The 24,194-nt window shown below is 71.8% G+C and carries 20 protein-coding genes; 7 read left to right on the plus strand and 13 right to left on the minus strand.

The window, feature by feature from the left end:
* Window positions 1-74 precede the first annotated feature (74 nt).
* A complete protein-coding gene (locus tag EDM22_RS13595) occupies window positions 75-1,325 on the minus strand; it encodes a cysteine desulfurase family protein (RefSeq protein WP_122937629.1) in 1,251 nt (416 codons plus the stop codon).
* A gap of 52 nt (window positions 1,326-1,377) precedes the next feature.
* On the opposite strand from EDM22_RS13595, the gene glgX reads away from it, so the two are divergent.
* Both glgX and ybaK read left to right on the plus strand, forming a co-directional pair.
* A complete protein-coding gene (glgX, locus tag EDM22_RS13600) occupies window positions 1,378-3,444 on the plus strand; it encodes a glycogen debranching protein GlgX (protein ID WP_122937630.1) in 2,067 nt (688 codons plus the stop codon).
* Window positions 3,444-3,944: a Cys-tRNA(Pro) deacylase gene (gene ybaK, locus EDM22_RS13605; RefSeq protein ID WP_122937631.1), complete on the plus strand. Its 501-nt coding sequence runs from the start codon at window positions 3,444-3,446 to the stop codon at window positions 3,942-3,944. The genes glgX and ybaK overlap by 1 nt, the downstream gene beginning before the upstream one ends.
* 117 nt (window positions 3,945-4,061) lie before the next feature.
* On the opposite strand, the gene glgP is transcribed toward ybaK, so the two are convergent.
* Window positions 4,062-6,629, minus strand: coding sequence for an alpha-glucan family phosphorylase (glgP, locus tag EDM22_RS13610; RefSeq protein ID WP_122937632.1), 2,568 nt, complete (start codon window positions 6,627-6,629; stop codon window positions 4,062-4,064).
* Window positions 6,630-6,851: 222 nt separating this feature from the next.
* Here glgP and EDM22_RS13615 point away from each other — a divergent pair, with 222 nt between their 5' ends.
* Together EDM22_RS13615 and glgB are read left to right on the plus strand one after the other, a co-directional pair.
* Complete coding sequence (locus tag EDM22_RS13615) at window positions 6,852-8,867, plus strand: maltotransferase domain-containing protein (protein ID WP_245989384.1); 2,016 nt, start codon at window positions 6,852-6,854, stop codon at window positions 8,865-8,867.
* Window positions 8,860-11,067 carry a 1,4-alpha-glucan branching protein GlgB gene (gene glgB / locus EDM22_RS13620; RefSeq protein WP_122937634.1) on the plus strand — a complete coding sequence of 736 codons (2,208 nt, stop codon included), beginning with the start codon at window positions 8,860-8,862 and terminating at the stop codon, window positions 11,065-11,067. Before EDM22_RS13615 ends, glgB begins: the two co-directional genes overlap by 8 nt.
* A 110-nt stretch (window positions 11,068-11,177) precedes the next feature.
* On the opposite strand, the gene EDM22_RS13625 is transcribed toward glgB, so the two are convergent.
* Together EDM22_RS13625 and EDM22_RS13630 are read right to left on the minus strand one after the other, a co-directional pair.
* Window positions 11,178-12,143, minus strand: a complete 966-nt coding sequence (locus tag EDM22_RS13625; protein ID WP_122937635.1) for a tetratricopeptide repeat protein — start codon at window positions 12,141-12,143, stop codon at window positions 11,178-11,180.
* The gene (locus tag EDM22_RS13630; RefSeq protein ID WP_122937636.1) at window positions 12,140-13,990 is read right to left on the minus strand and encodes a DUF8094 domain-containing protein; all 1,851 of its coding nucleotides are present in this window, start codon (window positions 13,988-13,990) and stop codon (window positions 12,140-12,142) included. Before EDM22_RS13630 ends, EDM22_RS13625 begins: the two co-directional genes overlap by 4 nt.
* A gap of 166 nt (window positions 13,991-14,156) precedes the next feature.
* Here EDM22_RS13630 and EDM22_RS13635 point away from each other — a divergent pair, with 166 nt between their 5' ends.
* Complete coding sequence (locus EDM22_RS13635) at window positions 14,157-15,818, plus strand: DivIVA domain-containing protein (RefSeq protein WP_245989385.1); 1,662 nt, start codon at window positions 14,157-14,159, stop codon at window positions 15,816-15,818.
* A 25-nt stretch (window positions 15,819-15,843) separates the two neighbouring features.
* Complete coding sequence (locus EDM22_RS13640) at window positions 15,844-16,908, plus strand: AI-2E family transporter (protein WP_122937638.1); 1,065 nt, start codon at window positions 15,844-15,846, stop codon at window positions 16,906-16,908.
* An 83-nt stretch (window positions 16,909-16,991) separates the two neighbouring features.
* Here the strand turns inward: EDM22_RS13640 and EDM22_RS13645 are convergent, their stop codons facing one another.
* From EDM22_RS13645 to rpsB, 9 genes are all read right to left on the minus strand, one after another.
* A complete protein-coding gene (locus tag EDM22_RS13645) occupies window positions 16,992-17,711 on the minus strand; it encodes an alpha/beta hydrolase (protein ID WP_122937647.1) in 720 nt (239 codons plus the stop codon).
* A 143-nt stretch (window positions 17,712-17,854) separates the two neighbouring features.
* On the minus strand, window positions 17,855-18,163 hold the full coding sequence (locus tag EDM22_RS13650; protein WP_170964142.1) for a hypothetical protein: 309 nt from the start codon (window positions 18,161-18,163) through the stop codon (window positions 17,855-17,857).
* A gap of 20 nt (window positions 18,164-18,183) precedes the next feature.
* Window positions 18,184-18,753, minus strand: coding sequence for an aggregation-promoting factor C-terminal-like domain-containing protein (locus EDM22_RS20075; RefSeq protein ID WP_245989386.1), 570 nt, complete (start codon window positions 18,751-18,753; stop codon window positions 18,184-18,186).
* Between the two features lie 129 nt (window positions 18,754-18,882).
* Entirely contained in the window at window positions 18,883-19,437 is a 555-nt protein-coding gene (locus EDM22_RS13660; RefSeq protein WP_122937639.1) for a DivIVA domain-containing protein, read from the minus strand.
* A gap of 20 nt (window positions 19,438-19,457) precedes the next feature.
* Window positions 19,458-20,363 (minus strand): phosphatidate cytidylyltransferase, encoded by a 906-nt coding sequence (locus EDM22_RS13665; protein ID WP_245989387.1) that lies wholly within the window; start codon window positions 20,361-20,363, stop codon window positions 19,458-19,460.
* An 86-nt stretch (window positions 20,364-20,449) separates the two neighbouring features.
* Window positions 20,450-21,004 carry a ribosome recycling factor gene (frr, locus tag EDM22_RS13670; RefSeq protein ID WP_122937641.1) on the minus strand — a complete coding sequence of 185 codons (555 nt, stop codon included), beginning with the start codon at window positions 21,002-21,004 and terminating at the stop codon, window positions 20,450-20,452.
* A 31-nt stretch (window positions 21,005-21,035) separates the two neighbouring features.
* Window positions 21,036-21,767, minus strand: coding sequence for a UMP kinase (gene pyrH / locus EDM22_RS13675; RefSeq protein ID WP_122937642.1), 732 nt, complete (start codon window positions 21,765-21,767; stop codon window positions 21,036-21,038).
* A gap of 168 nt (window positions 21,768-21,935) precedes the next feature.
* Entirely contained in the window at window positions 21,936-22,766 is an 831-nt protein-coding gene (tsf, locus tag EDM22_RS13680; RefSeq protein ID WP_122937643.1) for a translation elongation factor Ts, read from the minus strand.
* Between the two features lie 29 nt (window positions 22,767-22,795).
* Window positions 22,796-23,722: a 30S ribosomal protein S2 gene (gene rpsB / locus EDM22_RS13685; protein WP_122937644.1), complete on the minus strand. Its 927-nt coding sequence runs from the start codon at window positions 23,720-23,722 to the stop codon at window positions 22,796-22,798.
* Between the two features lie 272 nt (window positions 23,723-23,994).
* Here rpsB and EDM22_RS19865 point away from each other — a divergent pair.
* Window positions 23,995-24,194: hypothetical protein (locus tag EDM22_RS19865; RefSeq protein WP_212591954.1), on the plus strand; the 200-nt coding region annotated here is incomplete at its 3' end.

The following is a 24,194-nucleotide window of genomic DNA, read 5'->3' on the forward strand; positions in this document are numbered from 1 at the left end:
CGCCGCCGGTCGAGTAGGCGCGCCAGCGCCGCCGGTCGAGTAGGCGCGCCAGCGCCGTATCGAGACCCCGCCGCTCAGCGGTCGAACGACGTCGCCCGAGCCGCAAGGCCCGCCCGCGACGCGCGCTCGTATGCCGCCGGCAGCGCCGCGAGGAACGCGTCCACGTCGTCCTCGGTCGACCCGTGCCCGAGCGTGATCCGCAGCGCCCCCCGCGCGTCCTCCTCGGTGCGTCCCATCGCCATGAGCACGTGCGAGGGCTCGGGCACGCCCGCCTGGCAGGCCGATCCGGTCGACACGGCGACGCCCGCGGCATCCAGCAGGAAGAGGAGCGAGTCGCCCTCGCATCCGGGGAACGAGAAGTGCGCGTTGCCGGGCAGCCGGCCCGCCGGATCGGGATCGCCCGACAGCCGCGCGTCCGGCACGGCCGCCCGCACGCCCGCGATGAGTCGGTCGCGCAGCGCCGACATCCGTGCCGCATCCTCGCCGAGTCGGGCGTGCACGGCGGATGCCGCGACCGCGAACCCGACCGCCGCCGCGACGTCCTGCGTGCCCGACCGCACGCGGCGCTGCTGTCCGCCGCCGTGCAGGAGCGGCTCGAGGCGCGCCGACCGGTCGAGCACGAGCGCGCCGATGCCCACGGGGCCGCCGATCTTGTGGGCCGACACGCTGATCGCGACGAGCCCCGTTGCCGGCCCGGCGCCCGACGCTGCCCGCAGCGCATGCAGGTCGATCGGCAGCTGGCCGTAGGCGGCGATCGCGTCGACGTGCAGCGGCACGCCGGCCGCCGCCGCGAGCCGCGCGACCTCCGCGACGGGCTGGATCGTGCCGACCTCGTTGTTCGCCCAGAGCATCGTGACGAGGGCGACGGATGCCGCGTCGCGGTCGAGCGCCGCGGCGAGCGCGTCGACCCGCACCCGGCCGAGCTCGTCGAGCGGCAGTTCCTCGACGACGGCGCCCTCGTGCGCCCGGAGCCACTCGACCGTGTCGAGCGTGGCGTGGTGCTCCCCGCCGGGCACGAGGATCCGCGGACGCGAGCCGGACCCGCCCGGCGCGGTCGCCTGCCGCTGCCACCAGAGCCCCTTGATCGCGAGGTTCACCGCCTCGGTGCCGCTGCCCGTGAAGACGACCTCGATCGGGTCGGCGCCGAGCGTCGCGGCGACCTGTTCACGGGACTCCTCGAGCAGGCGCTTCGCCTCCTGCCCGGCGCTGTGGATCGAGGCGGGGTTGCCGACGACGCCGAGGGCCGCCGTCATCGCGGCGATCGCGTCGGCGCGCATGGGCGTGGTGGCCGCGTGGTCGAGGTAGACCGTGGCGCGTGCTGCCATGCGCTCCTCCCCCTGATCTGGAACCGGTTCCGCACGAACTACTGTAGATCGCATGTCCACGGCCGATCCGCTCAGCGACCTCGGCGTCCGCACCGGCGCGGACGGAGGCACCATCCGCATCTGGTCGGCCAATGCGACCGCGATCGACCTCGTCGTCTTCTCGAGCGACGACCTCGACTGGGCCTCCCACCGGGTCGCCCTCGAGCGCGACGAGCACGGCGTCTGGCAGGGCTCCTCGCCCGCGCTCGTGCCCGGCGCCCGCTACGGCGTGCGCGTCGACGGACCCAGCGGCTTCGACCACGCGTTCAACCCGGTGCACACCCTGCTCGATCCGTACGCGCGCGGCATGGTGCCCGCACGCGACCGGTCGTGGCGCGGCGTCGCGCTCGACTCGCTCACCGACGGCGGGTTCGACTGGGCGGGCGCGCAGAAGCCGCGCGTGCCCCTCGACCACACGGTCGTGTACGAGGCGCACGTGCGGGGATTCAGCAAGCTCAACCGCGCCATCCCGCCGCGACTGCGCGGCACGTACGCGGGGCTCGCCCACGACGCCTCGCTCGAGTACCTCACCGGTCTCGGTGTCACCACGGTCGAGCTCCTGCCGGTGCAGGCGTTCGTGCCCGAGGAGCGCCTCGTGCGCCAGGGGCAGGTCAACTACTGGGGCTACAACACGCTCGGGTTCTTCGCTCCGCATCCGGCGTACGCGACTGCCGCCGCGCAGGCGCAGGGCCCGCACGCGGTGCGGCGCGAGTTCGCGGGCATGGTGAAGCGCCTGCACGAGGCCGGGCTCGAGGTCGTGCTCGACGTGGTCTACAACCACACCGCCGAGGAGGGCCGCCGCGGCCCCACCTACAGCTTCCGCGGCATCGACAACGCCGAGTACTACCGGCACGATGTGCACGGCCGCTACGTCGACACGACCGGATGCGGGAACACCCTCGACTTCGGCCACGAGGTGCCGGTGCGGCTCGTGCTCGACTCGATGCGCTACTGGGCCGAGGAGCTGCAGGTCGACGGCTTCCGCCTCGACCTGGCCGCCACCCTCGGCCGCGACGACCGCGGCGCGTTCACGCCCGACCACCCGCTGCTGCAAGGCATGCTCACCGACCCCGTGCTCGGTGCGTCGAAGCTCATCGCCGAGCCGTGGGACGTCGGCCCCGGCGGCTGGCAGACGGGCAACTTCCCCGCCGGTTTCGCCGAGTGGAACGACCGCTACCGCGACCGAATGCGCGACTTCTGGCTCGGCGACCTGCGCCGCGAGCGGGCGGGCGAGCCCGGCAGCGGCATCGGCCGGTTCGCGACACGTCTCGCGGGCTCGGCCAACACCTTCGCCCTCGAACGGGGCCCGCTCGCGAGCCTCAACTTCATCACCGCCCACGACGGCTTCACCCTCGCCGACCTCACCGCCTACGACGTCAAGCACAACCTCGGCAACGGCGAGGACAACCGCGACGGCACCGACGGCAACAACTCGTACAACCACGGGGTCGAGGGCCCCACGGACGACGCCGAGGTGCTCGCGGCGCGGCGTCGCAGCATCCGGAACCTGCTCGGCACGCTGCTGCTGTCGGCCGGCATGCCCATGCTCACCGCCGGGGACGAGTACGGCCGCTCGCAGCGGGGCAACAACAACGCCTATTGCCATGACTCCGAGCTCACCTGGCTCGCGTGGGACGCGGACGGACGCGATGAGGGCATCGAGGCGACCACGCGGCGCCTCATCCGGCTGCGCCGGGAGAACCCCGCGCTGCGGCCGGTGCGGTTCGGCCGGCTCGGGGCGGCGACGCCGAGCGCCTCGCAGATGGACTGGTACAACGCCGACGGCGACACCATGACGATCGACCACTGGAACGATCCCTCGCAGCGCACCCTGCAGTTCCTCGCGGCCTCGACGCCCGAGTTCGAGGAGCTCAATCGCATCCTGCTCGTCGTGCACGCCCACGAGACCGAGGCCGAGGTCGTGCTGCCCGACCATGTGGGCGTCACGGGCTACCTCGAGCTGTGGGACTCCGCCCACGAGCGGCCGCGCGACGAGGCGACCACGGAGCGCAAGCCCGGCGAGACCGTGCCGATGTCGCCCCAGTCGATGCGGCTGTACCGGGCGCTCGGGGCCGAGTGATGGCCAGGCGCACGGATGCCGCATCGGCCGGCACTCCCGCGACGGTCGCGCTCGCCCGGGCGGGCGTCGCCTTCACGGCCCACGCCTACGCGCATGATCCGCGCGCGGCGGCCTACGGGCTCGAAGCCGCCGAGAAGCTCGGGCTCGACCCGGCCCGCGTGTTCAAGACCCTCCTCGCCACCGTCGACGGCGCGCTGGCCGTGGGCATCGTGCCCGTCGCCGACCAGCTCGACCTCAAGGCGCTCGCGGGCGCGCTCGGCGGCAAGCGCGCGGAGATGGCCGACCCCGCGGTCGCGGAGCGCAAGACCGGCTACGTCGTGGGCGGCATCAGCCCCATCGGGCAGAAGACGGCGCTGCCGACGGTGCTCGACGAGACGGCGATCCTCTGCGAGACCATCTACGTCTCGGGCGGCCGTCGCGGCCTCGACCTCGAACTCGCGCCCGACGACCTCCTCGCCGTCACCGACGGCCGCTACGCCCCGATCGCCCGGCCCCGCTGACCCCGCCCCGCTGTGCGGAGGCGCGCACCGCCCTCCCCCTGTGCGGGTCGAGGAGGCGCGCCAGCGCCGTCTCGACCCGCACAGATGGTTGCGCTCGCGCGCCGCTTCGACCCGGGGTCAGCCGGCGAGCGCGACGAGACCCAGCTCCGCGGTCGAGAGCAGCAGCGGATGCCGCGGCACCACGCGCACGGTGTACCCGAACGCGCCGGCACGGTCGAGCGTGACGGTGCCGGCGTACACGCGCGTCGCGGCATCCGACGTCGCGGCCCCGGCCTCCGGCTCGAGGGTGACGCGCCGGGGCGCCTCGATCACGTCGTCGTCGGGCGACCGGCCGTACACGACCTCGACCGACACGTCCTCGGGCCGCAGCGACCCGAGCGCGACGTGCGCTCGGAGGTGCAGCGCGTCGCCGACGTGCGGCGCCGCGTCGACCCCGCCGGACTCGACGTGCGCGACGTGCACCGCGGGCCACGCCTCGCGCACCCGGTTGCTCCAGGCGGCGAGTTCGCGGGCGGGCTTGGCGCCGCTCGCGCCGACACGGGCGGACTGCTCGGCCGCCGGACGGTAGAGCCGCTCGACGTACTCGCGCACCATGCGGTCGGCGCCGAGCTCGGGCGAGAGGGTGGCGAGCGTGCGGCGCATGCGCACCATCCACTCGGCGGGCACCTCGTCGGCGTCGCGCTCGTAGAACGACGGCGCGATGCGGTGCTCGAGCAGGTCGTAGAGGGCCGCCGCCTCGAGCCTGTCCCGCTCGGCGGAATCGGCCGCGGCATCCGCCGTGGGGATCACCCAGCCGTGGTCGTCGGCGGCGAACTCGGCCCACCAGCCGTCGAGGATCGACAGGTTCAGGGCGCCGTTCATGGCGGCCTTCATGCCCGACGTGCCGCACGCCTCGAGGGGCCGCAACGGGTTGTTGAGCCACACGTCGCAGCCGGGATAGAGACGCTCGGCCATGCCCATGTCGTAGTCGGGCAGGAACACGATGCGCTCCCGCAGCTCGGGCTGCTGCGTGAACTGCACGAGCTGCTGGATGAGCCGCTTGCCCTCGTCGTCGGCCGGGTGCGACTTGCCCGCGATGACGAACTGCACGGGGCGATCGGGGTTCGTGAGGATCGCCTTCAGCCGCTCCGGGTCCTGCAGCATGAGCGTGAGTCGCTTGTACGTGGGGACACGGCGGGCGAAGCCCACGGTGAGCACGTCGGGGTCGAGCACCCGGTGCACCCAGTCGGGGGCGCTCGCGCCGGCGTGCTGCTCGGCCCAGGCCGCCACGAGACGGCGGCGTGCGTCCTCGACGAGCTGCAGGCGCATGCCGCGCTTCACGCTGAAGAGCTCGGCGTCGCTCACCGCCTCGCTCAGCCAGGCGGCGTGCTCGGCGTCGGCGGTGCCGAGGCGCTGCTCGGCGAGGCCGAGGAGGGCCGCGTCCGTCCACGTCGGCGCGTGCACGCCGTTGGTGATCGACGTGATCGGCACCTCCTCGGCGTCGAACCCGGGCCAGAGCGCGCCGAACATGCGGCGGCTCACCTCGCCGTGGAGCTTGGACACGCCGTTCGCGTGCTGGGCGAGGCGCAGGCCCATGATGGCCATGTTGAACGCGCTCGTCGCGGGGTCGGCGCCGGGCTCCACGCCCAGCGCGAGCGCGTCGGCCGGGTCGAGGCCGGGCAGCAGCGCGCTCGTGAGGTACGACTTCACGAGTCCGCGGTCGAACCGGTCGATGCCGGCGGGCACGGGCGTGTGCGTCGTGAAGACGGTGCCCGCACGCACGAGCTGCAGCGCCTCGGTGAACGAGAGCCCCTCGCCGATGTATGCGGCGATCCGCTCGAGGCCGAGGAAGCCGGCGTGGCCCTCGTTCATGTGGAACACGTCGGGCGCGTGGCGCCCCGTGAGCTCGCTCCACGCCCGCAGCGCGCGCACGCCGCCGATGCCGAGCAGGAGCTCCTGCTGCAAGCGGTGCTCGCCGCCGCCGCCGTACAGCCGATCGGTGACCTGGCGCAGCTCGTCGGTGTTCGCGGGGATGTCGGTGTCGAGCAGCAGCAGCGGGATGCGGCCGACCGACGCCGTCCACACGCGCGCGTGCAGGCTGCGGTCGTCGGGCAGGGCGAGGGTGACCTGCACGGGCGCGCCGTCGGGACGGCGCAGCACCGCGAGGGGCAGCCCGTCGGGATCGAGCGCCGGGTAGCGCTCCTGCTGCCAGCCGTCGGGCGAGATCGACTGCGAGAAGTACCCGGCCTTGTAGAACAGGCCGACGGCCACGAGCGGCACGCCCAGGTCGGATGCCGCCTTGAGGTGGTCTCCGGCGAGGATGCCGAGTCCGCCCGAGTACTGGGGCAGCGAGTCGGCGATGCCGAACTCGGGCGAGAAGTACGCGATCGTGCGCGGCGTCTCGGCACCGAGCGACTGGAACCACCGCGGCTCCGAGAGGTAGGAGCGCAGGTCCTCGCGCTGGCGCTCGGCCCACTCCACGTAGCCCGCGTCGCCGGCGAGCTGCTCGAGGCGGGCGGGGTCGACGTCGCCCAGGAACGCGACGGGATCGCGGTCGGATCGCTGCCACCCCGTGGGGTCGATGTGCTCGAAGAGCCGCCGGGTCGGCTCGTGCCACGACCAGCGGAGGTTCGCGGCGAGCTCCTCGAGCGCGCTGAGCTGGGGCGGCACGACGGCCCGGACGGTGAACTTGCGGATCGGCTTCACCGCTCCACCCTAAGGGTCCGGATGTCTCACGCATGTGAACGCATATCACGTTCGCATCGCGATCCGCGGTCCGTCGCAGTGACGCAGGCGGATGGGGAAACGCTCGCCGCGGCACGCACTGGGCCGTGCACGCGGGAGCGGACGACAAGCGTTTGCAGTCGCAGCCGGAGGATCATCGCGTCGACCCGCGACGTGGAGCCGGATCCGCGCTACGGTCGGAACGTGACCAGCCGAACCGTGCGCGCCGGCCGGATCCCAGTGACCCGGCTCACGCCCGCTCTGCCCGATCCGCGTTGGAACCCGAAGGCGTTCGGAGGGGAGGTGGTGCCGTTCCGCGCCACGGTCTTCCGCGAGGGCCACGACCTCGTCGGCGCGATGCTCGTGCTCACGAGTCCGTCGGGCGCCGAGATCCGCGAGCGAATGGCCCCGCTCGCACCCGGAACCGACGGCTGGGAGGCGCGGGTGCGCCTCGACGAGCTCGGCACCTGGCGCTGGCACGTCATCGGGTTCGGCGACGAGGTCGCCACGTGGGTGCACGACGCGGAGCTCAAGATCGACGCCGGCGTCGACGTCGAGCTCATGTACGAGATCGGCGCACGGCTCATCGATCGTGCCGTGGCCGACGCGACCCGTGCCCCCGCGGTGCGCAAGCGGCTCGCCGCGTACGCGGCGGAACTGCGCGACGCGGATGCCGCGGCATCCGCCCGTCGCGCCCTGCTCGAGGATCCCGTGCTCCACGAGTTCACGACCCGGCCGCTCGCCCGGCTCGCGACCGAATCCGAGGAGCACGAGATCCTCGTCGAGCGTCGCAGGGCGGGCGTCGGCGCCTGGTACGAGTTCTTCCCCCGCTCCGAGGGGGCACGTCGGTTCAAGAACGGCGCCTGGAAGAGCGGCTCGTTCCGCACCGCGATACGGCGCCTCGACGGCGTCGCCGCCATGGGCTTCGACGTCGTCTACCTGCCGCCGATCCACCCGATCGGCGTCTCGTTCCGCAAGGGGCCGAACAACACGCTCGATCCCGGCCCGTTCGACCCGGGGTCGCCGTGGGCGATCGGCGGCGCCGCCGGCGGGCACGACGCCATCCACCCCGACCTCGGCTCCTTCGCCGACTTCCGCGCCTTCGTGCGCCGCGCGGCGGCCCTCGGCATGGAGGTCGCGCTCGACCTCGCGCTGCAGGCATCTCCCGACCACCCGTGGGTCGCCGAGCACCCGGAGTGGTTCACGATCCTGCCCGACGGCACGATCGCCTATGCCGAGAACCCGCCGAAGAAGTACCAGGACATCTACCCGGTGAACTTCGACGACGACCCCGAGGGCATCTTCCACGAGGTCGAGCGCATCGTGCGGCTGTGGATGAAGCAGGGCGTGCGCATCTTCCGCGTCGACAACCCGCACACGAAGCCGCTCGCCTTCTGGGAGCGGCTCATCGGGGCGATCAACGCGACCGACCCCGACGTGATCTTCCTCGCCGAGGCGTTCACGCGGCCCGCGATGATGCAGGCGCTCGCGATGGTGGGCTTCCAGCAGTCGTACTCGTACTTCACGTGGCGCAACACGAAGGGCGAGCTCGAGGAGTTCCTCACCTCGGTGTCGCAGGAGACCGCCGACTTCATGCGGCCGAACCTCTTCGTGAACACGCCCGACATCCTCACCGAGTACCTGCAGTTCGGCGGACCCGCGGCGTTCACCGTGCGCGCGACGATCGCCGCGACCGCCGCCCCGACGTGGGGCGTGTACGCGGGCTTCGAGCTCTTCGAGTCCGTCGCGCGCCCGGGCGCCGAGGAGGCCATCGACAACGAGAAGTACGAGTACAAGCCGCGCGACTTCGCCGCCGCGGAGGCGGAGGGCAGGTCGCTCGCGCTCTACCTCGGCATCCTCAACCGCATCCGGGCCGAGCATCCCGCGCTCGGTCAGCTGCGCAACATCCGGTTCCACTACAGCGACGACGACGCCGTGCTCGTGTACTCCAAGCACCTCGAGGGGCGCTTCATCGACGGCCGCGACGCCGACGAGCACGACACCGTGATCGTCGTCGCGAACGTCGACCCGCACTCGGTGCGCGAGACGACCGTGCACCTCGACCTCGCGGCGATCGGGCTCGAGCCCGGCTCGCGGTACACCGTCGAAGACCTGGTGACCGGCACCCGCTGGGACTGGGGCGACTCGAACTACGTTCGCCTCGACGCATTCACCCGACCCGCCCACATCCTGCACGTGATTCGAGGCACGCATGTCTGACGCACCCGCCATCACTCCCCCGCACGTCGACGACGAGGTGCTGCGCGCCGTCGCGGAAGGGCGTCATTTCGATCCGCACGCGGTGCTCGGCCAGCACGGGTTCGAGGCCCCGGCGACCGCCGGCACGCACACCGTGATCCGTGCCCGCCGGCCGCTCGCCGACTCCGTCGACGCGCTGCTCGACGACGGCACGGTCGTGCCCCTCGCCCACGTCGGCCACGGGGTGTGGGCGGGGGCCGGCACGTTCGGTCCGAGCGGATACCGCGTGCGCGCCCGCTATGCCGACGGCACCGACTGGGTGAGCGACGAGCCCTACCGCTTCGCTCCGACGATCGGCGAGCTCGACCTGCACCTCATCGCCGAGGGGCGCCACGAGGAGCTGTGGCGCGTGCTCGGCGCGCACTACCGCTCGCACTGGGGCCTCGGCGGAGAGGTCCACGGCACGGCGTTCACGGTCTGGGCGCCGCACGCGCGCGCGGCGCGCGTCGTCGGCGACTTCAACCGGTGGGACGGCACGAGCCACTCGATGCGCAACATGGGCGCATCGGGCGTGTGGGAGCTCTTCATCCCCGACCTCCACCCGGGCACCTCGTACAAGTTCGAGCTGCTGACGGGCGCGGGGGCGTGGATCATGAAGGCCGACCCGATGGCACGCCAAGCCGAGATCGCGCCCGCGACGGCGTCGGTCGTCTCCCTCAGCACGCACGAGTGGGGCGACGGCGAGTGGATGTCGCGGCGCGCCCAGGTGAACCCGCACGAGCTGCCCATGAGCATCTACGAGATCCACCTCGGCTCCTGGCGGCCCGGGAAGGGCTACCGCGACATCGCCGACGAGCTCATCGAGTACCTCGACTGGCTGGGCTACACGCACGTCGAGTTCATGCCCCTCGCGGAGCATCCGTTCGGCGGGTCGTGGGGCTACCAGGTCACGGGCTACTACGCGATCACGTCGCGGTTCGGCGGCCCCGACGACCTGAAGTACCTCATCGACCGGCTGCACCGGGCCGGCATCGGCGTGATCATGGACTGGGTGCCCGGCCACTTCCCCAAGGACGACTGGGCGCTCGCCCGCTTCGACGGCGAGCCGCTCTACGAGCACCCCGACCCGCGCCGCGGCGAGCAGCTCGACTGGGGCACCTACGTCTTCGACTACGGCAACCCGCGGATCCGCAACTTCCTCGTCGCGAACGCACTGTTCTGGCTCGAGGAGATGCACATCGACGGCCTGCGCGTCGACGCCGTCGCGTCGATGCTGTACCTCGACTATTCGCGGGAAGAGGGGCAGTGGCTGCCCAACGAGTACGGCGGCCGCGAGCACCTCGAGGCCATCGGGTTCCTGCAGGAGGCCACCGCGACCGCCTACAAGCGCAATCCCGGCATCGTGATGATCGCCGAGGAGTCGACGAGCTGGCCGGGCGTCACCGCGCCGACGAGCTCGGGCGGCCTCGGCTTCGGCTACAAGTGGAACATGGGGTGGATGCACGACACCCTGCAGTACGTCCAGAAGGACCCGATGTACCGCTCGCACCACCACCACGAGCTCACGTTCTCGTTCCTCTACGCGTTCAGCGAGCACTTCGTGCTGCCGATCAGCCACGACGAGGTCGTGCACGGCAAGGGCTCGCTCGTGCGCAAGATGCCGGGCGACCACTGGCAGCAGCTGGCGAACACGCGCGCGTACCTCGCGTACATGTGGGCGCACCCCGGCAAGCAGCTGCTCTTCATGGGGCAGGAGTTCGGCCAGCTCAGCGAATGGAGCGAGGAACGCGGCCTCGACTGGTGGATCCTCGACCAGCCGAGCCACCGGCAGCTCGCCGAGCTCGTGGGCCAGCTCAACCGCCGCTACCGGGCCACGCCGGCGCTCTGGCAGCTCGACGACGACTCCTCGGGCTTCGAATGGGTCGAAGGCGGCGCGGCGGCCGACAACGTCATCGCATTCCTGCGGTACGACCGGGAGCGCCGGCCGCTGCTCTGCGTCGTCAACTTCGCGGGGCGCCCGCACGATCACTTCAAGCTCGGCCTGCCGCGCACCGGCCGCTGGGTCGAGGTGCTCAACACCGACGCCCTGGAGTACGGCGGTTCGGGCGTGGGCAACCTGGGCGGCGTCGACGCGACCGCCGAGCCCTGGGCCGGGCGACCGGCATCCGCGGTGTTCACGCTGCCGCCGCTCGCGGCGGTGTGGTTCACGCTCGAGGACTGACCGAGGCAGGTGGTGGTGCCCCGACGGGGCGCTCCGTCACCGCTGGAGTCGCCGGCCGGCGATCGTCTGCCGGCCGGCGACTGCCGGGCGGCTGCCGGCCGCGCGGGTCGTCAGTAGAGCAGCGAGGCGAGGCGCCGACGCGCGACCGCGACGCGCGGGTCGTCGGTGCCGACGACCTCGAACAGCTCGACCATGCGCTCGCGCACGCGTGCCCTGCCTGCGGCATCGAGCTTCGGGAACAGGGTGAGCAGCCGGTCGAACGCGTCGTCGACGTGACCGCCCGACAGGTCGAGGTCGGCCACGTCGAGCTGCGCGTCGAGGTCGTCGGGCGCGCTCGCGGCCCGATTGCGGATGGCGTCGAGGGTCTTGCCCTGCAGGCGCGCGAGCAGGTTCGCCTGCGCGAGGCCCGCCACCGCGAGGGTGTCGCGAGGGTCCTGCGCGATCGCGGTGCGATAGGCGGATGCCGCGGCGGCGAAGTCGCCCTGCGCGATCGCGTCGTACGCCTCCTGGTGGAGCGGCGGCAGCGGCGGCTCCTCCGGGGCGGCGGGCTCACCGCTCTCGGCGTCCTCGGACGCGTCCTCCGCGTCGATGCGACCGGTCACGCCGTGCTGCGCCGCGAGCTCGAGGAGCTGGTCGAAGACCTGGTCGATCACGTCGTCGGGCTGCACGCCGGCGAAGAGCGGCACGGGCTGGCCCGCCACGACGGCGACGACGGTGGGGATGCCCTGGGCCTGGAAGGCCTGGACGAGCTGGGGGCTGCGGTCGGCGTCGGCGGCGGCGAGCACGAGCCTGCCGGCGCGGGCGCGCACGAGGCGCTCGAGGGAGCCGACGAGGGCGACGGACTGCTCGCTCCACGACGCCCACAGCACCACGACGACGGGAACGGTGCGCGAGAGCTCGAGCGCCGAGCCGAAGCCGGCGTCGTCGGTCGCGAACACGATCGCGTCGCCCGAGGCCGGCGCCGCGGGCGGACCGCCCGCGGCATCCGCTCGGGCGCGCTCCTCGCGGTGCACGAGAGCGGACAGGTCGACGGCACCGCGAAGGTGCGCCGGCTGCGGGGGAACTGCGTTCGTCACTGGACCTCCGATGCTCCGACAAGGCTCTCCGACCAGCCCAGCAGGCGGATCTGATCCTCCGAGCCGACCGCCGGCACGTAGAACAGCAGCTGGATGCCGATGACCCGCTGCACGCCCTTCGCGCTCTTCTCCGTGAATCCCGACAGGGCGGCGCCGGGCGCGCCCTCCTCGAACCCGATGGTGCCGCCGTCGTTGGGCGTCACCTTCTCGGTCTGCTCGATCGACACCGTCACGAGCGCGCCCGAATCGATCGTGGCGAGGGCCACGGTGGGGCTGTCGCCGACCTTGTTCGAGAAGGCGATGTCGGCGGTGTCGGGGAGGTCGTCGGCGATGGTCTTCTGGCCCTCGACGCCCAGCTGCGTGCGGATCACGTCGCCCTCGGGATCGAACAACGGCGCGTACTCGGACGCATCGCCCTTGAGCAGCACGTCGGCGTAGGCCGTGGCGACCTGACCCGTGGGCAGCAGCAGGCCCTTGAACTCGGGGTTGATCGGCGGCGCACCGATGCTCGCCGGTGCCACCTCGGGCACGTCGGCGTCGGGAACGAGCGCCATCGCGTAGACGATCTTGTAGTTCTCGCGCGGCGAGTTCTGCTGCATGACGAGGGCGGTCGGCGCGACCGTGTCGTCGTCGTTGTTCTTCGCGATCGTGAGCACGGTGCGCGGCCAGCCGGTGACCTGCTGGGGCAGCGTGAGGGTGAGCGGCGAGGCGGGGATCGCTGCGGGCAGCGGCTGGTCGGGGAGCGTGCCGCGGATCGTGTAGTTGGCCCGGCGCGCCTCGAGGGCGGGACCGGTGAACCGGTCGGCGATGCCCTTGGAATCGCGCGCCGCGTCGGCCTCCTGGGTGAAGACCGCGATCCGCCGCATGATGCGCTCCATCTGGGGCACGGTCACCGCCGGCTGCACGGTGGGCTCCGCCGGGTCGCCGGCGCCGGCGTCGGCGGCATCGGTGGCCTCGGAAGTGGCGGGCGCAGTCGTCGCCGGGGCCTGGAGCTGGTCGATGCTCGGCCAGTAGTCGGACGAGCAGGCGCTGAGCGCGAGCGCCGGCACCAGCAGCGCCGGAACGATCGCGATGCGGTGGGCGCGGCCGATCGAACGTCGACCGCCGCCGGTGACCTGGGTGCGCGTGGGCTTCGGGGCGCGGAGGAGCTTGCCGCGCGGTCCCTTGGGGAGGTTCCGGCGGGGGCCGCGGGAACGACGGTGGTGCAGGAATCCGGAGATGACGAGCCCGATGCCGACGAGGAAGACGAGCGCGCCGCCGGCGATGAACGGTCCCGCCCACGGGGTCGAGTTGTCGAGCGGCCAGGCCACGGCGATGCGGCCGGGAGCCGGCTCGGTGCCGTCGGACGCGATGATCACCGAGATGCCCTCCGGGACGTCGATCGTGGTCGTGACGGTGCGCTCGCCGGTGAACTCGTCGAGCCAGAGGTCGGAGCCCGCGGGCGACGCGGCCGGAGCCGCCTCCACGTCGGCGGCCTTCCCTGCCCCGGAGTCCCCCTGCGTCGCCGAGTCGTCGACCGGCTCGGCGACGACGACCTCGCTCGTGAAGTCCTCGGCCTCGGCGTCGTAGCCGACCGACACGTAGGGCGCGTCGCCGACCCACGCCTCGACGTCGGAGGAGCGGCCGTAGGCGATGAACACCACGTCCGATCCCGACACCGTGATCGTCTGCTTGCCCTCATGCGCGGCGAGGGCGTCGGGCTGCAGGACGACGTAGTCGGCCTGGTCCTCCACGACGGTGCCGAGCACGACGCGATCGGGCTCGAGGAACACCGTCCGTTGTGCGATGCCGAAGCCGATCATCACCGCCGCTGCGGCGAACGCCACGATGGCGAAGACGAATCGCACCAAGTACCTCCAGTGCCGCGCAGCGGCATCCCGACAAAGACACCCCAGACTACCGGCGGCGCCTGAGAGTCTCCTAACCGCACGCTGCATGAACGCGGCGCTCGGGGGCGGCCCGATCCTCGCCCAACTCGTGATCACGCCGCTCGCGCCTGCACCGTAGTATCGGATGCGACCCGCACTCGCCCCCCACTACGCGGGACAGACCCCGGAGGAAGAATTGGCCGTCGAAGAGACCGAGTTCACGCAGGTGTTCCGCGGATACGACAAGGACGAGGTCGACAAGGCCCTCAATGGCCTGCGTCGAGAGATCATCGCGGCGAACAACCAGGCAGCCGACATCCAGAAGGACAACAAGCGCCTCCACGCACGCATCGAGGAGCTCACGGCCGAGCTCGAGGAGGTCGGCAGCCCCACGTTCTCGGGCCTCGGCACGAAGCTCGAGAACACGCTCCGCGTCGCCGAGGAGCAGTCCACCCGACTCATCGCCCAGGCCGACATCGACGCCGAGAAGCTCCGGCGCGCCGCAGAGGATGAAGCGCACCTCATGCGCTCCGACGCGCACGAGCTCGCCGAGCGCACGCTCACCGAGGCGCGCGCGCAGGCCAACCGCGTGCTCGAGAACGCCCGCGCCGAGGCCGACGACATGGTCGCCCGCGCGCAGGAGGCCAGCGAGCAGCTTCGCCAGGATGCCGCGCGCGACGCCGCGGCGATCCGCGGGGCCGTGGCCACCGAGGCCGCCGAGGTGCGCTCCACGGCGAAGCGGGAGTCCGCTGCGGTCGTCGCGGAGGCCGAGCGCAAGGCCGCGGAGATGCTCGTCGCCGCCAACACCGAGGCCACCGAGGCGCGCGCCGCTGCAGCGGGCCTCGCGCAGGAGACCGAGCAGACCCGCGCCGAGGTCGCGATCGAGCTCGACCGCGCCCGCGCCGAGCTCGCGAAGGAGACCGAGCAGGCCCGGATCGACCTCGCCCGCTCCACCGAGCAGGCCCGCCTCGACCTCGAGCGCGAGACCGCCGAGTCCCGGGCCGGCATCGAGGCCGAGATCGCCGAGCGCCGCAAGGCGCTCGAGCACGAGCTCGAGCAGGCGCGCACCGACCTCGAGCGCGAACTCGAGGCGAGCCGGGCGGAGGTCGTGCAGCAGCGCAAGCAGGCGGCCACCGACATCGCGCGCGAGACCGAGGCCGCACGCCTCAAGCTCGAGCACGAGCTCGAGCGCATCCGAGCGAAGCACGCCGCCGACCTCGACCAGATGCGCGCCGACCTCAGCCTCGAGCAGGAGCAGGCACGCGCGGACTTCGAGGCGGAGGCCGAGCAGGCTCGCATCGACCTCGACAACCAGCTCACCGCGATGCGCAAGAAGACCACGCACGAGGTCAACCGCATGCGCCGCGAGATCGAGCGCGCCCGCATGGACGTCGACGCCGAGATCGCCGCGAAGCGCGACGACGCCGAGCAGGAGCTCCTCGCCGCGCAGCAGGAGGCCGCGGCGCAGACGCAGAAGTTCCTCGACGACGCGAACGCCGAGCTCGCCGAGGCGATCGCCCGCACGACCGAGAGCCGCGCCGAGGCCGAGCGCCTCGCCACCGAGGTCCGCGGGGAGATCGCCGCGGTCCGCGACAAGGCCGATGAGGACGCGCGCGAGCGCGTCGCCGCGGCCCACTCGCAGGCCCGCAAGCTCATCGCCGATGCGGAGGAGCGCACGCGCGCACTCGTGGCCGACGCGGAGGACCGCCTCGCCCAGATCAAGATCGAGCGCGACGCCGTGGCAGGCTACTTCGAGAGCCTCCGCACGGTGCTGACGCAGGCGGAGCAGGTGGCGGGCAAGAAGTAGCCCGTTCAGAGGGGAGCGCGTCGGAGTGAAGATCCAGAACGCGTTCCGTGTCGCCCTCGCCGGCACCCTGGGTGTCGGCGTGGGCCTCCTCATCCTGTCGTCGATCTCGAGCCTCTCGACGATCCTGACCTACATCGGCGCGGCGCTCTTCCTCGCCCTCGGCCTCGAACCGGCCGTGGGCGCGCTGGAGCGGCGCGGCCTCCCCCGCTGGGCGGCGATCCTCGTGGTCATCACGGGGGTCGCCGCCCTCGCGGCGGCCCTCGTGCTCGCGGTGGTGCCGATCATCGTCGACCAGGTGACGCAGCTCGTCGAGGAGATCCCGAACATCGTCGAGCAGGTCAACAGCGTCGACTGGATCGAGCGGCTCCAGGAGCAGTTCCCCCTCCTCGCGATCGACGAGATCAGCGCGCAGGTCTCGGCGGGGCTCACCGACTTCTTCACGAACCCCGACCAGTTGAGCGAGCTGCTCGGCGGCGTCTGGCAGGTCGCGATCGCGATCGGCGGCGGCATCTTCGCCGTCGTCATCGTGGTCATCCTCACGCTGTACTTCACGGCGTCGCTCGACTCGATGAAGCGCGCCACGTACCAGCTCGTGCCCGCCTCGAAGCGGGCGCGCTTCGCCGACCTCACCGAGCAGATCACCCAGTCCGTCGGCCGCTACGTCATCGGCCAGGTCACGCTCGCCGCATTCAACGGCGTGCTCAGCTTCATCTTCCTGTCGATCATCGGGGCGCCGTTCCCCGCGGTGCTCGCGTTCGTGGCGTTCATGTTCTCGCTCGTGCCGCTCGTGGGCACGCTCACGGGCTCGATCATCATCGTGCTCGTGTGCCTCATCCCCGGCCTCGGGTCCCCGCTCACGGCGCTCGTGGCCGCCATCTACTACCTCGTCTACATGCAGGTCGAGGCCTACCTGCTCTCGCCGCGCGTCATGAACCGCGCGGTGAAGGTGCCCGGCGCGCTCGTCGTGATCGCGGCGCTCGCGGGCGGATCGCTGCTCGGCATCCTCGGCGCGCTCATCGCGATCCCCGTGGCGGCGTCGGCACTGCTCATCATCAAGCAGGTCGTCATCCCGCGCCAGAACGAGCGCTGACGGGGCGCTGGCGGCCGCGCAGGGCGCATTCCGCACCGGGTCGCTCCCCGGGACCGAGGGCGCGTCGGGCGGCCACCCCCGCTTCAGCCGGTGACGGATGCCGCGGGCCACCGGGTCGGCATCGGCAACGCGGCGGGGTTCACCACCGCGACGATCTCGTCGAGGACCCGGCGCGTCTGGGACTCCCCCACCCACAGGTGCTTGCCGCCCGCGACGTCGATCTGCTCGATGCGCGGCAGCACCGAGAACCGCTGCGCCGCTTCGGCGGGTCGGAGGAAGTCGTCGTACTCGGGCACCACCGCGACGAGACGCTGCGGCGCGTCCGCCCAGCGGCGGAGCTCCGCGTCGCTCGTGCGGCGCAATGGCGGCGACAGCAGGATCGCACCCTCGATGCGGTGCTCCAGTCCGTACTTGAGCGCGAGCTCGGTGCCGAACGACCAACCGAGCAGCCACGGGTGCGGCAGGCCCCGCTCGGCGACGAATCGCATCGCGGCCGCGACATCCGCTCGCTCGTCGTCGCCGTCGCCGAAGCGCCCCTCGCTCGTGCCCCGCGGCGAGGTGGTGCCGCGGGTGTTGAAGCGCAGCACGGCGAGGCCCGCGAGCGCCGGCAGACGTGCCGCGGCCTTGCGGATGATGTGGGAGTCCATGAAGCCGCCGGCCGTGGGCAGCGGGTGGAGCGTGACGAGCGTGGCCACGGGGGCGCGGTCGACGGGCGTGGCGAGCTCGCCCACGAGCGTGAGGCCGTCGTCGGTGCGCAGCTCGATCTCCTCGCGCACGGCGGGGAGCTCGACGCCCGCCCGGATGTCGACGAGCGCGGAGCCGTCGGACGTCGCCGAGGTCGCCGCGGCCGTCGGGGCCGCCGCATCTGCGGCATCCGCGGCGCCCGTCGCACTCGTCGGAGCCGCGGGCTCCGCTGGACGTCCGGGATTCGTGCCACTCGAGTCGGTCACAATGTTCCGATCCTCCAACAGTGCGTGTGCCAGTGCCGGCGGGCGGCGAGGTCGGCCGCATCGCCGAGCACGCCGTCGGCCCGCCACGTGACGAGGTGCGCGACTCCGGGTTCGACGTCGAGCCCGCAGCCGGGGCAGAGGTAGGCCTTCACGGCCTGTGCCTCGGAGACGGGCTGCACGTTCCATTCACGACCGCCGCGCACCTCGGTGCGCCGCCATCCTGCGGTGAGCCGCTCCACGTCGAGCTCGGGGTGCTCGTCGCGTGCGCGGGCCGCTCGTCCCCGTGAGCGGTGCGAGCGTGCCATGCGTCAATCCTATGCGGGTGTCAGTACCAGCCGACGCTCGAGGAGTGCGCCCAGGCGCCGCAGGGGGTGCCGTAGCGACCTTGGATGTAGCCGAGCCCCCACTCGATCTGCGTGGCGGCGTTGGTCTCCCAGTCGGCGCCGGCCGTGGCCATCTTCGAGCCGGGCAGCGCCTGCGGGATGCCGTACGCGCCGCTCGACGCGTTGTAGGCGTTCACCCGCCAGCCCGACTCCTTGTTCCACAGCGCGACGAGGCAGTCGAACTCGGTCGAGGGCCAGCCGCGGGCGGCGACGGCGGTCGCGCCGTACGCCTGCGCCGAACCCGGGTCGGGCGAGATCGCCGGGGGCGCCCAGCCGACAGCCGCGGCGGCGGGCTCGGGCTCGGGTTTCTTCTCGACGATGTACGACTCGTGCGCGACATCGATCGCGTAGTCGCCGCCGACGTCGACGGCCTGCACCTGCTCGCCGCCGAAGCGGTCGCCTGCGGCGGCGAAGCCCGACGATGCCGTCGCTCCAGACGGGTCGACGACGTTGACCGCGACGAAGCCCACGGATGCCGCGAACGCGAACACGACCGTCGCGGCCTGCTTCACCCGGCCGGGGCGACGGGGCGCGCTCGACACCGCACCTCTCGGCCCAGTCGGCTCGATCGTCCCGTTATGCCTGCCCACGATTGCACGAGTGTATCGGAGGCGCCGACGGGAGTCGAACCGCCCCACCGGTCAGCGCACGGCGAGCATCACGTCGACGACCGCGTCGAGCACGAGGTCGACCTGCGACTCGCGGTAGCCGCCGCGCTGGGCCGTGAACACCACGGCGCGAACGTCGTCGATGCCGATGGGCCAGCCGTCGCGGAAGTAGCGCGTGAGCTTGTCGGCGAACCGGTCGACCTCGCGCACGTTGTAGCCGAGCGAGAGGATGCTCGTGCGATCGAAGCGCTGACCCTCCGGCCGTGCGAGGCGGTTCGAGACGACCTGGGCGGTGGTGCGCGCCTCGGACAGCCACACCTCGTCGCCGTGCAGACGCGCCGCCACCTGGCGCTCACGCGCCGCGAACGCGTCCTCGAGGCGCTCGAGGGCGGCGTCGACGTGTGCCGTCGAGTAGCCGCCCTTCTGCATCGAGAACGCCGTGAGGCGGATGCGCTCGGAGTTCAGCTCCCGATCGTCGGCGCGGACCCGTCCGTCGTACGCGCGGCGGGCGAGCTGCAGGAAGTCCTCGACCTCTGCGGTGTTGTAGCCGAGCTGGTTCTTGCGAGCACGGGGAAAGGTGGCATCCACCGCACCATTATCACCGAGTCTCACCCGAACAACCGGAAGGCGACGAAGGCGACCGCCGCCGACGGCAGGATCGAGTCCAGCCGGTCGAGGAATCCGCCGTGACCCGGCAGCCACGAGCTCATGTCCTTGATGCCGAGGTCGCGCTTGATGAGGGATTCGGCGAGATCGCCGAGCGTGGCGGTGAGGAAGATCGCCGCGCCGAACGCGAGGCCGAACCACCACGTGTTGCCGAGCATGAGGGTCGAGACCAGCACGCCCGCGATGAGCGACGCGAGCGCGCCGCCCGCGAAGCCCTCCCAGGTCTTCTTGGGGCTGATGACGGGCGCCATCGGATGCTTCCCGAAGGCCAGTCCCGAGGCGTACGCGCCCGTGTCGGCCGCGACCGCCGTGATGATGAAGCCGAGGGTCCACCACTGGCCGCCCTCCGCGGCCGTGAGCACCACCGTGAACGTCGCGAGGAACGTCACGTAGCCCTGCACGAACACGCTCGCGGCGAGGTCGCGGCTGAGCCCGGTCGAGCTCGCGCGCACCTTCGCCGAGGACTGCTCGACGAGTCGCCAGACGACCACGACGAGCGCGGCGCCGAGCACCACGAGCAGCTGCGCCGGCGCGCCGCCGTAGTACGCGACGGGCACGGCGATGACCGCGGCGGCGACGGTCGGGATGCGCGGCACCACGTACCCGCCGTGGCGCAGCGCGACGGCGAGCTCGTAGCTCGCGAACGCCGCGAGCACCGCAGCGAACGCCATGAAGAGTTCCTTCACGACGAGCAGGCTCAGCAGGAACAGCCCGCCGAACGCCACCGCGATCAGGATCGCGAGCAGCAGGTTGCGACCGGTGCGGGCGTTGATGCGCTCCTGCGCCTGGTCGAACTGCGCGCGCGACGCCTCCAGCTGGCGCTCGAGATCGGCCCGTCGTGCGTGCACCTGAGCCCGGAATTCGCCGCGTGCCGCGTGATCGTGGCCCTCGGCGTCCGGCCGCTCCCCCCCTGGGACGCCTGTCATGGTGTGCCTCAGACCTCGAGGAGTTCGGCTTCCTTGCGCTTGAGCGCGTCGTCGATCTGGTCGACGTGGCTCTTGGTCACCTGCTCGAGCTCCTTCTCCGCACGGGACACCTCGTCGTCGCCCACCTCGCCCTTGAGCGCGTCGAGGTCGTCCTTCGCCTTGCGGCGGATGTTGCGCACCGAGACGCGCGCGTCCTCGGCCTTGGAGCGGACGATCTTCACGAACTCCTTGCGGCGCTCCTCGGTGAGCTCGGGGAGCGTGACGCGGATGATGTTGCCGTCGTTCGACGGATTCGCGCCGAGGTTCGGAGTGTCGCGGATGGCCTGCTCGATGTCGCGCAGCGCGCTCTTGTCGTAGGGCGTCACGACGAGGGTGCGCGCCTCGGGGTTGTTGAGCGACGCGAGCTGCGAGAGCGGCGTGGGCGTGCCGTAGTAGCTCACCATGATCTTCTGGAACAGCTGCGGGTTGGCGCGGCCCGTGCGCACCGTGGCGAAGTCGTCCTTCGCGACCTCGACGGCCTTGTTCATGCGCGTGCTGGCTTCGGACAGTACATCCGCGATCACGGGGACTCCTTCGTTTCTGGCTCGGGACAGTCTATCGAGAGGTGGCGGGCTCGCCGTTGCTGACGATGGTCCCGAGGTCGGTGCCCAGGATCGCCTGCGTGACGTTGCCGGCGGGCTCCATGCCGAAGACCTGCATCGGCATGCCGTTGTCCATGCAGAGGCTGAACGCGGTCGAGTCGACCACCTTGAGGCCGCGCTGCAGGGCCTCCTGGTAGCTGATGCGGTCGATCTTGTGCGCGTCGGGGTTCGTGCGCGGGTCGTCGGAGTAGACCCCGTCGACGCCGTTCTTCGCGACGAGCACGACGTCGGCCCCGATCTCGAGGGCCCGCTGCGCGGCGACCGTGTCGGTGGAGAAGTACGGCAGGCCGGCACCGGCGCCGAAGATGACGACGCGCCCCTTCTCGAGGTGCCGCTCGGCGCGGCGCGGGATGTACGGCTCCGCGACCTGGGTCATCGAGATGGCCGACTGCACGCGGGTCTCCGCGCCGGCCTGCTCGAGGAAGTCCTGCAGTGCGAGCGAGTTCATGACCGTGCCGAGCATGCCCATGTAGTCCGCGCGTCCCCGGTCCATGCCGCGCTGGCTGAGCTCGGCGCCGCGGAAGAAGTTGCCTCCGCCCACGACGATCGCGACCTCGACGGTGCGCGCGGCATCGGCGATCTCCCGCGCGAGCGAGCTCACCACGTCGGGGTTCACGCCCAGGGCGCCGCCTCCGAACGCCTCGCCCGACAGCTTCAGCATGACCCTGCGCTTGCGTTCCGTCATCCCCGACCGATCCTTCCCCTTGGGAGTAAAACTACTGGTTCGCCGATCGCGGCGCAGTGCCGGATCGCGGGCGTTCCGCGCGCCCGTCGGCGCACGGCATCCGGATGCCAGCCCGGACACAGCAAAGGAGTCCGGATCGCTCGTGCGATCCGGACTCCTCCATGGCTGCTAGGCGCCGACCTTGAAGCGAGCGAAGTCGCTCACCGTGAGGCCTGCGTCGGCGAGGACCTTGCCGACCGAGAGCTTGTTGTCCTTGGCGTAGTCCTGCTCGAGCAGTGCGACCTGCTTGAAGTAGGCGCCGAGTCGACCCTCGATGATCTTCGGAAGGGCGGCCTCGGGCTTGCCCTCCTCGCGGGAGATCTGCTCGACGATCGCGCGCTCCTTCTCGACCGCGTCGGCCGGGACGTCCTCACGGGTGAGGTACTCCGGGTTCGCGAACGAGATGTGCTGGGCGACCGAGCGGGCGGTCTCTGCGTCGGCGCCGGCGTAGCCGAGCACCACGCCGACCTGCGGGGGCAGGTCCTTCGACGTCTTGTGCAGGTAGATCGAGAAGTTCTCGCCCTTCACGAGGCGGATGCGGCGCAGCTCGACCTTCTCGCCGAGGATCGCCGCCTCCTCGTCGATCACGGTGCCGACGGTCTTGCCCTCGGCCGGCGCGGCCAGGGCGGCCTCGACGGTCTCGGCGCGGGCGGCCGCGACGGCGGCGAGCACGCGGTCGGCGAGGCCGACGAACTTGTCGCCCTTGGCGACGAAGTCGGTCTCGCAGGCGAGCTCGATGAGCGTGGCGGTGCCGTCGCCGTTGTCGACGGCGGCGACGAGGCCCTCGGCGGTGGAGCGGTCGGCACGCTTCGCGTTGCCCTTCGCGCCCTTCAGGCGGAGGATCTCGACGGCCTTCTCGATGTCACCGTCGGCCTCCACGAGTGCGTTCTTCGTGTCGACCATGCCGGTGCCGAGGCGCTCGCGCAGGTTCTTGACGTCTTCGAGAGTGAAGTTGGCCATGTTGTGTGAAGTCTCCTGGACTCGTGGTCTTACTTGGACTCGGCTGCGGCAGCGGCCTCGGCGTCGGCCTCGGACTCGGTCGCGGCGACCTCGGTCGCGGCCTCGTCGACGACCTCTGCGGCCTCCGCCTCTGCTTCTGCCTCGGTGCCGGCGACCTTCTCGGTGTCGGCGGAAGCCTGGGCCGGCGTGGTCTCGCTCGACGCCTGGAGGAGCTCGGCCTCCCACTCGGCGAGCGGCTCGGCGGCCTCCTGGCCCTCCTCGGGCTTCTGGTGGCGCTGGATGAGGCCCTCGGCCGCGGCGTCAGCGATGATGCGGGTGAGCAGGCTCACCGAGCGGATCGCGTCGTCGTTGCCCGGGATCGGGTACTGCACCTCGTCGGGGTCGCAGTTGGTGTCGAGGATGCCGATGACGGGGATGTTGAGCTTCTTGGCCTCGTCGATCGCGAGGTGCTCCTTCTTGGTGTCGACCACCCAGAGGGCCGACGGCGTCTTCGTCAGGTTGCGGATGCCGCCGAGCGACTTGTGCAGCTTGTCGAGCTCGCGCTTCTTGAGGAGGAGCTCCTTCTTGGTGAAGCCGCTCGTGGTGCCCTCGAAGTCGAGCTCCTCGAGCTCCTTCATGCGCGCGAGGCGCTTGGAGACCGTGGTGAAGTTGGTGAGGAGGCCACCGAGCCAGCGCTGGTTCACGTAGGGCTGGCCGACGCGGGTCGCCTGCTCGGCGATCGACTCCTGCGCCTGCTTCTTGGTGCCGACGAAGAGGATGGTGCCGCCGTGGGCGACCGTCTCCTTGACGAAGTCGTAGGCCTTGTCGATGTAGGCGAGCGACTGCTGCAGGTCGATGATGTAGATGCCGGAACGCTCGGTGAAGATGAACCGCTTCATCTTCGGGTTCCAACGGCGGGTCTGGTGCCCGAAGTGCACGCCGCTGTCGAGCAGCTGGCGGATGGTGACGACGGCCATGGCCGTACTCCTTTGTTCTCAGTTGTCGCCCCGGCCGGCGGCCGTGAGCCCTGGTGCCCGGCACGGCTCCGCCGGCTCCATGGTGTGAGCACGGAGCGGGACTGAGTGGAGTCGTCGGCCGAATCGGCACGCGTAGTCACCCCGGCAGGCCGAGGTGCTCTCGACACTCTATCATCGGCACTCCCCCTCCCCAACCTCGCGGGGCGCCGCGATCGTGCACCGTCCTGCCGATGTCCGGGGTGGCGGATGCCGCGTGCCGCGACGATCGCGGCATGAGCCCTCCCGCGGGTCCCCGCCTCGCCGCCGCCCTCACCCCTCCCACGGCCGCCGCGTCCCGACGATCCGGGACCGCTCGACGTCGACCGCTCGTCGCCGCGTTCGTCACGGCCGTGATCGCGGCGCTGCCGACCGGAGCCGCCGGTCCGGCCGCGGCCGCCGCGGCCGGCGAGGCCGGCGACCCGCGGCCGTCGAT

Origin of the sequence: Agromyces tardus (genome assembly GCF_003710805.1) — a bacterium.
Classification (GTDB): domain Bacteria; phylum Actinomycetota; class Actinomycetes; order Actinomycetales; family Microbacteriaceae; genus Agromyces; species Agromyces tardus.

What these genes read in the sequence shown, in the direction of transcription:
- tsf (WP_122937643.1), bottom strand. Translation starts at nt 22,766, where the DNA reads ATGGCCAACTTCACTCTCGAAGACGTCAAGAACCTGCGCGAGCGCCTC.
- ybaK (WP_122937631.1), top strand. Translation starts at nt 3,444, where the DNA reads ATGGCCAGGCGCACGGATGCCGCATCGGCCGGCACTCCCGCGACGGTC.
- EDM22_RS13595 (WP_122937629.1), bottom strand. Translation starts at nt 1,325, where the DNA reads ATGGCAGCACGCGCCACGGTCTACCTCGACCACGCGGCCACCACGCCC.
- glgX (WP_122937630.1), top strand. Translation starts at nt 1,378, where the DNA reads ATGTCCACGGCCGATCCGCTCAGCGACCTCGGCGTCCGCACCGGCGCG.
- pyrH (WP_122937642.1), bottom strand. Translation starts at nt 21,767, where the DNA reads ATGACGGAACGCAAGCGCAGGGTCATGCTGAAGCTGTCGGGCGAGGCG.
- EDM22_RS13650 (WP_170964142.1), bottom strand. Translation starts at nt 18,163, where the DNA reads ATGGCACGCTCGCACCGCTCACGGGGACGAGCGGCCCGCGCACGCGAC.
- glgB (WP_122937634.1), top strand. Translation starts at nt 8,860, where the DNA reads ATGTCTGACGCACCCGCCATCACTCCCCCGCACGTCGACGACGAGGTG.
- rpsB (WP_122937644.1), bottom strand. Translation starts at nt 23,722, where the DNA reads ATGGCCGTCGTCACCATCCGCCAGCTGCTCGACAGCGGCGTGCACTTC.
- EDM22_RS13635 (WP_245989385.1), top strand. Translation starts at nt 14,157, where the DNA reads ATGCGACCCGCACTCGCCCCCCACTACGCGGGACAGACCCCGGAGGAA.